Here is an 8,940-nt window from a genome sequence, read left to right as displayed (position 1 = left end):
GAACCTGATCCTGCCGTAGATCGACGGTTCCTACACCACCCCGCGGGACACGACCACGAGCCCCGCGTTCTTGCCGACGAGCGTTTAATCGCTTTTGCCACAGCTGGCCTATCCGGGGCGCGGGAAAGTGCGAGGAAACCGTTGGCTAGCCAACCTCATGAATGCGATTCCAGGCAATCCATGGGGAGCCATCGTTCCCTCGCGTGGTGATTAGGGACGGGCCGGCGATGCTGCATGACTATCCTTCGCTGACCCGCCTGACAGGCTTCAAGTGCTCCGCCAAAATACTCGCGCTTTCTGCGCTCGCTTCCTTGACGGCTTTCACGGTGGACATAGCAAGCGCGAATCCGGTGGCTTCATCCACGGGGGACGATCTGACCCGGCCCATTGCTCAGGACCTTGCACCGCGCTGGCTCGAGCCTGTGGGACCGGTCCGGGTCCAAGGTTCCACCTGGCTGGTCGGTTTCACGCACTTGAATGTGGTGATGATCGTGACCGAAGAAGGACTGATCCTGATCGATGCCGGCCTTCCGCAAGCCGCCCCCTTGGTCGAAGCAAGTCTCGCGTCCGCTGGCTTCAGCATCAGGGACGTAAGATACATTCTCAGCAGCGAACCGCATTACGATCATGCGGGAGGAATTGCAGCATTGGCCAGGGACAGCGGCGCGAAAGTGCTGGCCAGCGCTGCCGGTGCGCGGGTTTTACGCGCCGGGCGCAGCGGACCGGAGGACCCGCAGCGCTCATTCTTGTTCACCTACCCACCAGTCCGCCGGGTGACTGCCGTACGCGATGGACAGCGGATTCGGCTTGGAAGCGTGGTAGTTACCGCACACGCCACTCCGGGGCACACGCCCGGCAGCATGAGTTGGTCGTGGAGGTCATGTTCCGGATCAGCGCATGGAGATGTTCGGCCTGCCTGCGCGGACATTGTCTTTGCCGCCAGCGTCAACTCGCTGACCGACAACGTCTATCGATATACCGACCGTCCCGACGTTATCCGCGAGTTTCGCCAGACCTTCAAGTTGGTTCGCTCACTTTCCTGCAACATCCTAATCACAGGTCACCCAGAACATTCCGGCGGAGAAGAGAAGCTGGCAAGACTTCGCCTTGCGCCAGATGGCTATCGTACCCCAAAGGCGTGTGAAGTTCTCGCGGACCGATACGAGGCCGCATTCGACGCTCGCCTTCGCCAGGAGAAGCAATAGCTGTCGCCGGTTGAGGCCAACCTGCTCGCCAAGCTGTGCCGATCTCACCCCCGTTCCGCAGGAAGCCGGTCGCTGAGCGACAAGATCGGAGGACTTCGATCTGGAATGCACGCGTTCATGAATATTCGTCGTTTAACTCATCACGTGGCCATTGCGGCGACCCTGCTTGCCGCTACTGCCCCTGACCTCGTTGGCATGGCCTGTGCCACCGGCGCGCCGGGCAATTTGATGGTGCCTGAGGCCGCCACACTTTCCGGCACCGTCGCTGGCGCCGCGCAGGGTGATGTCGAGGTGTTCCGAGGAATCCCTTATGCCGCGCCGCCGACAGGCAATCTGCGCTGGCGGGCACCGCAGCCCGTACAGGCGTGGAAGGGCATTCGTGCCGCAAGCGCCTTCGGCGCGGACTGCATGCAGGATACGCAGAACAATCCGATGCCGCCAGGACACGCTGTCAGTGCGTCGGAAGACTGCCTCTATCTCAACGTCTGGCGCCCCGCAGGAACGACCTTGGGAGAGCATCTTCCGGTCATGGTATGGATTCATGGCGGCGCGTTCATCATGGGGTCGGGTGCGATGTCGACCTACGATGGCGGCGCGCTCGCCCGGCAGGGCGCGATGATCGTAACGATCAATTACCGGCTGGGCCGGTTCGGGAACTTCACGACACCGGCGCTGCGTGCCCAGCAGGGGCGCATCGGCGAGGCGACGGCCAATTTCTGGCTCATGGACCAGATCGCCGCATTGCGCTGGGTCAGGGACAATGCCAGCGCATTTGGAGGCGATCCAGACCGGGTAACCGTCATGGGAGAATCGGCGGGGGCCGTCTCCGTCGCCGCGTTGCTTGCCGTGAAGCAGGCGCGGGGCCTGTTCCAACAGGCCATCATGGAATCCGGGTCACCCCGCAAGACGCTCCTGCCTCTTGCTCAAGCGGCGGAAGCGGGCCGATCCTGGGCGATGTCCAAGGGTGTCGCGAGCGATGACCCAGCCGCTTTGCGCAGCCTTTCGGCAGCGTCCGTGCTCGACGCTCCGGTTACGGCGGTGAGCGAACCGGTCGAGGACGGCGAAATGTTGGCACAAGCCCCGTTCGGCACGTTTGCAAACCAACAGGCAGCTGCAGTGCCTTTGCTGGTCGGCGCGAATGATTGGGAAGAAAGCCTGCTACGCTGGCTGCCGGACGGGTTGCCGGCGCTGCGTCAACGTCTCGGCTCCCATGCCGCCGAAGGTCTGAGACGCTACGACGCGCCGCACATCGGCGAAAAGGCGGCCCTGACGCGGATGTGGGGGGATGCCGCCATGGTCGAGCCGGCGCGGCAGACCGCTCGCATGTCCGCCAGTGCCGGAAATCCGGTGTGGCTTTATCATTTTTCCTACGTGCCGGAGGCCTTGCGCGCCAGTCGCCCTGGCGCCGGTCATGGCGATGAGATCGAGTTCGTCTTCGCCAGCCCATCGGCCGGGTCGAGCGCGGGCTGGAGCCAGAAGGACCAGGCGATGGCGGCGGCGATCTCGGCGCGGTGGGTCGCCTTTGCACGAACGGGAACCCCGCAAATTCCAGGCCTAGCCCAGTGGCCGCAGGTACTGCCGGACGACGACGTCCTCCTGGAGTTCACCAATTCCGGCCAGCACGTCGTGAGGAATTTCGGCAAGCAGCAGCTCGACTTCCTACAGGCAAACGCCAGCTCAGGTTCGATCTATAACTCCAAATAGAGTGTTTCGACGGCACCAATGCCTGGATCGAAACCGTGTTGAGCCGCAAGTCATAGAACCATGCTCGGCTTACCCGGATCGAAGATGATTGAAGTGCACCGATGCGCCTGAACGTTACCGGGATCGGAGGCCCGCTCATGCGGGCGTGAATAAGCGCGCGGCACGATTGCGGCAGGCCCGCGCGCTTCCTAGATCGTGACCATGCAACAGACCATCATTCAGGCCGCGGCGCTGATCGTGCCGCTCGTGATCGCGATTGTGTTCCACGAGGTCGCACACGGGATGGTGGCGCGCTTGCTGGGGGATCCCACCGCCTACGAGCAGCGCCGCCTGAGTCTCAATCCGCTACGCCATGTCGACCCGGTGGGGACGGTCGCGCTTCCGGGCATGCTGGCGCTCGCCGGCGCGCCGGTGTTCGGCTGGGCGAAGCCGGTGCCGGTCGACTACCGCAGGCTGAAGAACCCCCGGCTAGGCATGATGGCGGTGGCGGCGGCGGGACCGCTCACCAATCTCGTGCTGGCAGGCATCGGCGCGGTCCTGCTCGGCCTGGTTGCCAGAAACGCGACCGTCGGTCCGGTCCTGGGCTTCGCGGCGCTCAACCTGCAGAACTTCATGTTCATCAACATATTCCTGGCGCTGTTCAACTTGCTGCCGATCCCACCGTTCGACGGTTCGCATATCGTCGAGGGCTTGCTGCCGCGAACGGCGGCACGCGCCTACGCCCGACTGCGACCCTGGGGTTTTCCGCTGCTCATCGTGCTGCTGCTGGTCGTGCCGTACCTGTGGCCGGAGCTCGGCCTCGTACAGCGGGTGGTCCAGCCCCCGTTCGACTGGGCGGCGGAGCGCTACCAAGCCCTCGCGCGCTTCGTGGCGCGTGCGTGAGCCGGCCCCGATCGGCTCGGCCAGTACCCCGGCAATCGACGGCCGCTCAGGGGGACGAGAGGCGCGTTGAGCGAAACCGATCCGACTTCAAACGAACACGGTAACCGCAATCACTGGTTTTCGCCGACATGATCGCTCAGGACCCGATCGATCATCGCATGAAAGAACGCCAGCAGATCAGCGGCGGTCATCTGGGGCACCGGAAAGTAGCCCTCCACTACCGCCTGCTCAACGTCGTCCTCGGTCGCTCTGCGTAAGGCATCGACCACGTCCATCGCAATTCCCCTGCTACCCACGCCAGACTAATCGGCGACACCGCCGTAACATGGAATGCTCGTGCCTGACGCCGTACTCGTGTACATAACCGCCGTACCGTGAGGGACTTTTCCCGAAAGCCCCAGCAGTCGACTGGCCCGGCCTGCTCCCGCAGTGCCGGGCCTTTTCGCGAGCGGCGGTCATTGAAAGCCTTTGGTCGCCGGGCGCCTCGGGCATGCCGTCGCCGCCGATGGACCAGGCCCGGCTCCGGCCGCTCAGGGTTTCCACGCCCCGCCGCGTTCAGCGACAGACGCGGACCTTGCGATGATGACGCCATTCCGTCCAGCAACGGTGATGATGCCCGCGATACCGGCGATCGTTCCAATGACGCGGGCGCTCGTAGCGGTGATGATCACGATAGTGGCGACGATGGTCGCGGTAGTCGCGGCGATCCTCGTACCTGTGGCGATCGCCGCGCGGATGCGCGTCCGCCGTGACCGTCATGCCAAGGCTGCTCGCCACCATCGCAAGTGCCAGAGATAATTTCAGAATTTTCATCAGGGCCTCCTTATGGAAGGTCCTGAAAAGCCGTGCCCGCATGAATTGCCGATTTACGCCTCGGCGAACCGCCGCTGGTGCGCGGTCCTCCGAGCGCGCGACACCCCGCGGCGATCAGGTCACCTCACGGCGTACAAGAAATGGTAGGGATCATCCGCCACCCCGGGTGGGCACTTGGTTTCCGATCCGGCCATGTTCAGCACGATACCCACAAGCTCCGCCAGATCCCCTTCGTCCGCCGGCCAGCCGGCAAACGAAGCGACCTCGCGAGCCGCGGCGATTTCATCCTCAGTCGGGGTACGGAACGCTTGCGCGGCCATCTGTCGCTCCTGAATCGGACGACCAGCGTAATAAAAAGATGGCGCCAGGACCAGTTACAGGTTCGCAAAGGGCGCACTTGTTTTACCTCCGCCTCGACAGGAGCAAAGGCGACTATCCGATCGTCGGTTGGCTTCTACGCGCGGTGCGCGGCAAGAGACCGGGGATCAACGCGACCCGCAAAGCCCTCACATGGTGACTCTCAGGATTTGAGCTTGAGAACCCGCTGGTCGGAGCCGTCGATCCGTCCGGCGTAGCGAACGAGATCGGCCAGCGAACTGGCGCCCATCTTGCGCATGACGTGCCCGCGCCGCACCTTGATCGTCACCTCGCTGAGCGAAAGCTCCGAGGCGATCTGCTTGTTGAGCAGACCGGCGACCACGAGGTCCATCACCACTCGTTCGCCCGCGTTCAGCGATGCATGGCGCTCCAGCAGCACGGACTGGACTTCGGCGCCCTCGCGCATCTGACGGTCCAGCAGCAAGGCTTGCTGGATCGCGTCCAACAGGTCCTGGTCGCGAAAGGGCTTGGTCAGGAATTCGACCGCACCGGCCTTCATAGCCCGCACCGACATGGGAATATCGCCGTGAGCGGTGATGAAAATCGTCGGCATGATGATGCCGTGCGAAGCCATTTCATCCTGGAAATCCAGACCGCTCAGGCCGGGCATGCGCACGTCGAGAACCAGGCAGGAAATGCGGTTCGGCCGTTCGAAGGCCACGAAGTGTCTGGCTGACGGAAAACTCATCGAGTCGAGCCCGACCGAGGCCAGGAGATCGGCAAGACCGGCGCGCACCGAAGGGTCGTCATCGACGATATAGACGATCGTATCGGGATCGTCGCCGGGATGGGTGGTGCTCATACCGGCACCACCATACGCCCGGGCAGGCTGAAATGGAAACTGGCCCCGCCTTGCGGCCCGGCCTCTGCCCAGATCCGCCCGCCATGGGATTCGACGATCGAGCGGCTGATGGCAAGGCCCATGCCGATCCCGCCATTCTTGGTGCTGTAGAAAGGATCAAAGATCTGCTCGGCGCGCTGCGGATCGAGCCCCTGCCCGGTATCGCCAACGGTAAACCGGACCACTTCATCGGTTTGACCGGTGACCGCAATCATAAGGGTACGAGTTCCGACCGCACAGCCTGCCATCGCTTCCACCGCGTTGAGAATGAGATTGATCAGGACTTGCTGGATCTGCACCGCATCGCCGAACACCTGCGCCGTATCGGTGCCTGCCTCGCTGGTGCGAACGATCCCATTACGGTCCAGTTCGCGGCGGCAAAGCGCGAGCACCTCGCTCACGAGTGTGCGGGTATCGCACCACTCCACCTTGGCCGCTGCGGGCTTCGAGAGATTGCGAACGCGATCGACGATGCCGCTCGCCCGGTTGGCATCGGCGATCATGCGCTCCAGGGCTTGCCGCGCCTTGTCGATATTGGGAGGGTCGCCAGCCAGCCAGTTCCGGCAGGCGCCCGCGCTCGAGACGATGCCGGTCAACGGCTGATTGACCTCGTGAGCGATCGAGGTGGCCATCTCACCCAACGTATTCACGCGCGACAAACGTGTGAGCTGGATCCGCGCCTGGTGTTCGGCACCCAGCGCCGAGGAGCGTTGCAAGCCCAGGTAAGCCGTCGCCGCTATCGCGCACATGCTGAGGATGCAATTGACGGTTCCCGCTTCGTACATCCCTTCCCTGGTCAGGATGAAACTCGCCAGCGTCAGACCGGCACACAAGGCCGTGATAACAAGGACGCCAAACGTCCTGAGGAATCCGGCGGCAATGAGGATCGGGGCGACGTAGAAAACGGCTACCGCGATCTCGAAATTGGTCAGCGTGTCTGCGGTGAATATCAAGCCGGCCAGGAATACCAGCAGGACGGAACGCGCGACCGGCCCGCCGATCCGGCCGCCTATCAGTGATGGTCGCTGGTCAGTCGGCGATCGGATCACGGCCGGTTCCATTTTATTATTAATCGGTACGGGCGTGACGATAACTGGCGGTCGGCATTAACAACTCAGGGCCATCGCGACCGGACGAAACCACGAGCAGTCCCCCGCTCAAGCGTCGCCCCCGCACAGAACGACGGACGGTGCTCGCCCCGCGAGTGATGATGCTTCGCTTTATCGCATTTGCGATGAACGCTCGCAATCCCTTCCTGCAATATACCTTAGTATATCGACAGAACACCATGCCCTTATGGAAACATCTTCCGAATGATTATATCATGATAGATCAATAAATTAACGGCTATTAAGTTTTTCTCACCCACAACAACAGAGTTACTGAGTGGTTGATCTCTCAATTTCCCCAAATTTTTATAATATTCTTCAGAAAAATGAAGAATTTTTGTCATATAAATTATCGCATACAAAGCATTGAATGGATTGGGTCGATGGTTGGCAGATAAAGGCGCGCATCATGAAAATAGCGCGCACCTGCGAACCGGCAGGAGAGACGGATGCCTAACTATTATTTCCACGTGACCGATGGCCAGAATTATCCGGATTTGCGGGGGATGCCTCTGGCCGATCTGCATGCGGCGAAGAAGGAGGCCGTCCAATTTACCGGCGACATGCTCATTCAGGCGCCCGACGATTTCTGTTCAGGTAAGCAATGGTCGGTGAAAGTCGTCGATGAAGAGAAAAATCTGGTATTCGAGGTCGTCGTCAATGCCAGCAATTACACGACGGAAATGCCGGTAGCCCATTAGCGACTGCGAGGCGAGCTTAGGTACCGGTGATCTGACGGGCCGGCAGCGTGAAGATGAACTTGGACCCGCCCGATAGTTCCGGGTTCGCCCAGATACGGCCTCCGTGGGATTCGATGATCGATCGGCTGATCGCGAGGCCGAGGCCGATGCCATCTTCTTTGCTGCTGTAGAAAGGGTCGAAGATCTCATCCAGCCGGTGCTCATCGATGCCCGGTCCCGTGTCTGCGACGCTGATCTGCGCGCTCTGTTCCTGCATAACGATACCGATCGTCACGCCCTGTGCCGCCGAGCGCCTGGCCCCTGCCATCGCCTCTAGCGCATTGAGGATCAGGTTGATCAGAACCTGCTGAATTTGAACGGCATCGGCAAAGACGAAGGTGGGTCCGTTGATCACTTGTGTGACGACGCGAGTTCCATGCCGATCCAATTCTCGACGGCACAACATGACGACGTCCGCGACCAGCGCCTCGGCATCGACCCACTCTGCCTTGGGAGCCGCGCGCTTGGACATCTTGCGCACGCGATCGACGATCCCACAAGCACGCCCCGCATCGGCGAGTATGCGCGCGACTGCCTGCTCTGCCTTGATGACGTTGGGCGGCTCGCTACCAAGCCAGTTGCGACAGGCGCTCGCACTGGCGACGATGCCGGTTAGCGGCTGCTTGACCTCATGAGCAATCGATGTGGCCAACTCACCCAGCGTGCTGACCCGCGAGAGACGCACCAACTGCGACCTGGACGTCTGCTCGGCCTGCAAGGCCGAAGACCGCTGCAGTGCCAGGTAAGTCGTGGCCGCGATGGCGCATATGCTGAGCATGCAATTGACAAGGCCAGCCTCGTAAGCGCCTCGATCATTCAGGATCACACTGCAAAGGGTCAAGGCGCAGCATACTACCGAGCAGGTCAGCACACCGCGCACGGAAAGAAAGGCCGACGCTATGAGCACCGTCGTGACATAGAAGACCGCGACCGCGATCTCGTAGTCCGTGAGCGTATCTGCGATGAAGATCGTGCCGATTGCAGCGCAGAGCAATGCCAAGCGAGCGGGCCGCGACGTACGGCCGGAGGTTGGCGCCAAAGCAATGCGAGGTGACCTTGGAATCATTCGCTATCAGTCCTTTCGCACCAGGCGCATGGATCATCCAAGCAACGCTCAGCACCGCGAATCGATGCCCTGCGAATATCCTTTCGTACATGCCGGGAACACCATGCCTTTCTGGTAAATCCGGGCACATCCGGTAAGTGGCTATCGAGTCGGCCGTGAACAATGCGATGTTCGTTTCGGCGACGGGTAGATTGCGTCCGAT

10 protein-coding genes are annotated in these 8,940 nt (G+C 61.7%); 4 read left to right on the top strand and 6 right to left on the bottom strand.

Annotated features, from left to right (window positions below; translation table 11 throughout):
- The first annotated feature begins 227 nt into the window (after nt 1-227).
- The 3 genes from bla (at nt 228) to QRN25_RS25960 (ending at nt 3,791) form a co-directional block, all read left to right on the top strand.
- Nucleotides 228-1,205, top strand: a complete 978-nt coding sequence (gene bla, locus QRN25_RS25970; protein WP_285022420.1) for a subclass B3 metallo-beta-lactamase — start codon at nt 228-230, stop codon at nt 1,203-1,205.
- Between the two features lie 117 nt (nt 1,206-1,322).
- Nucleotides 1,323-2,909: a carboxylesterase/lipase family protein gene (locus tag QRN25_RS25965; RefSeq protein WP_285022418.1), complete on the top strand. Its 1,587-nt coding sequence runs from the start codon at nt 1,323-1,325 to the stop codon at nt 2,907-2,909.
- A gap of 201 nt (nt 2,910-3,110) precedes the next feature.
- Nucleotides 3,111-3,791: a site-2 protease family protein gene (locus QRN25_RS25960; protein WP_285022417.1), complete on the top strand. Its 681-nt coding sequence runs from the start codon at nt 3,111-3,113 to the stop codon at nt 3,789-3,791.
- 110 nt (nt 3,792-3,901) lie between these two features.
- On the opposite strand, the gene QRN25_RS25955 is transcribed toward QRN25_RS25960, so the two are convergent.
- From QRN25_RS25955 to QRN25_RS25935, 5 genes are all read right to left on the bottom strand, one after another.
- Entirely contained in the window at nt 3,902-4,066 is a 165-nt protein-coding gene (locus QRN25_RS25955) for a hypothetical protein (protein ID WP_285022416.1), read from the bottom strand.
- A gap of 280 nt (nt 4,067-4,346) precedes the next feature.
- Nucleotides 4,347-4,604 carry a hypothetical protein gene (locus QRN25_RS25950; RefSeq protein WP_285022415.1) on the bottom strand — a complete coding sequence of 86 codons (258 nt, stop codon included), beginning with the start codon at nt 4,602-4,604 and terminating at the stop codon, nt 4,347-4,349.
- A gap of 119 nt (nt 4,605-4,723) precedes the next feature.
- Entirely contained in the window at nt 4,724-4,924 is a 201-nt protein-coding gene (locus QRN25_RS25945) for a hypothetical protein (protein WP_285022414.1), read from the bottom strand.
- A gap of 200 nt (nt 4,925-5,124) precedes the next feature.
- Complete coding sequence (locus tag QRN25_RS25940) at nt 5,125-5,784, bottom strand: response regulator transcription factor (protein WP_285022412.1); 660 nt, start codon at nt 5,782-5,784, stop codon at nt 5,125-5,127.
- Nucleotides 5,781-6,872, bottom strand: coding sequence for a sensor histidine kinase (locus QRN25_RS25935; protein WP_285022410.1), 1,092 nt, complete (start codon nt 6,870-6,872; stop codon nt 5,781-5,783). The genes QRN25_RS25940 and QRN25_RS25935 overlap by 4 nt, the downstream gene beginning before the upstream one ends.
- Nucleotides 6,873-7,381: 509 nt before the next feature.
- On the opposite strand from QRN25_RS25935, the gene QRN25_RS25930 reads away from it, so the two are divergent.
- Nucleotides 7,382-7,633, top strand: coding sequence for a DUF6894 family protein (locus QRN25_RS25930; RefSeq protein WP_285022409.1), 252 nt, complete (start codon nt 7,382-7,384; stop codon nt 7,631-7,633).
- Nucleotides 7,634-7,649: 16 nt separating this feature from the next.
- Here the strand turns inward: QRN25_RS25930 and QRN25_RS25925 are convergent, their stop codons facing one another.
- Nucleotides 7,650-8,672 carry a sensor histidine kinase gene (locus QRN25_RS25925; protein ID WP_285022408.1) on the bottom strand — a complete coding sequence of 341 codons (1,023 nt, stop codon included), beginning with the start codon at nt 8,670-8,672 and terminating at the stop codon, nt 7,650-7,652.
- Nucleotides 8,673-8,940 lie beyond the last annotated feature (268 nt).

The sequence above is a fragment of the Novosphingobium sp. fls2-241-R2A-195 genome, from assembly GCF_030209485.1.
Classification (GTDB): Bacteria; Pseudomonadota; Alphaproteobacteria; order Sphingomonadales; family Sphingomonadaceae; genus Novosphingobium; species Novosphingobium resinovorum.
Note: the sequence above shows the minus strand (reverse complement) of the source record. Positions and strands in the feature narration are given on the sequence as shown.

What these genes read in the sequence shown, in the direction of transcription:
- QRN25_RS25955 (WP_285022416.1), bottom strand. Translation starts at nt 4,066, where the DNA reads ATGGACGTGGTCGATGCCTTACGCAGAGCGACCGAGGACGACGTTGAG.
- bla (WP_285022420.1), top strand. Translation starts at nt 228, where the DNA reads ATGCTGCATGACTATCCTTCGCTGACCCGCCTGACAGGCTTCAAGTGC.
- QRN25_RS25950 (WP_285022415.1), bottom strand. Translation starts at nt 4,604, where the DNA reads ATGAAAATTCTGAAATTATCTCTGGCACTTGCGATGGTGGCGAGCAGC.
- QRN25_RS25965 (WP_285022418.1), top strand. Translation starts at nt 1,323, where the DNA reads ATGAATATTCGTCGTTTAACTCATCACGTGGCCATTGCGGCGACCCTG.
- QRN25_RS25930 (WP_285022409.1), top strand. Translation starts at nt 7,382, where the DNA reads ATGCCTAACTATTATTTCCACGTGACCGATGGCCAGAATTATCCGGAT.
- QRN25_RS25940 (WP_285022412.1), bottom strand. Translation starts at nt 5,784, where the DNA reads ATGAGCACCACCCATCCCGGCGACGATCCCGATACGATCGTCTATATC.
- QRN25_RS25945 (WP_285022414.1), bottom strand. Translation starts at nt 4,924, where the DNA reads ATGGCCGCGCAAGCGTTCCGTACCCCGACTGAGGATGAAATCGCCGCG.
- QRN25_RS25960 (WP_285022417.1), top strand. Translation starts at nt 3,111, where the DNA reads ATGCAACAGACCATCATTCAGGCCGCGGCGCTGATCGTGCCGCTCGTG.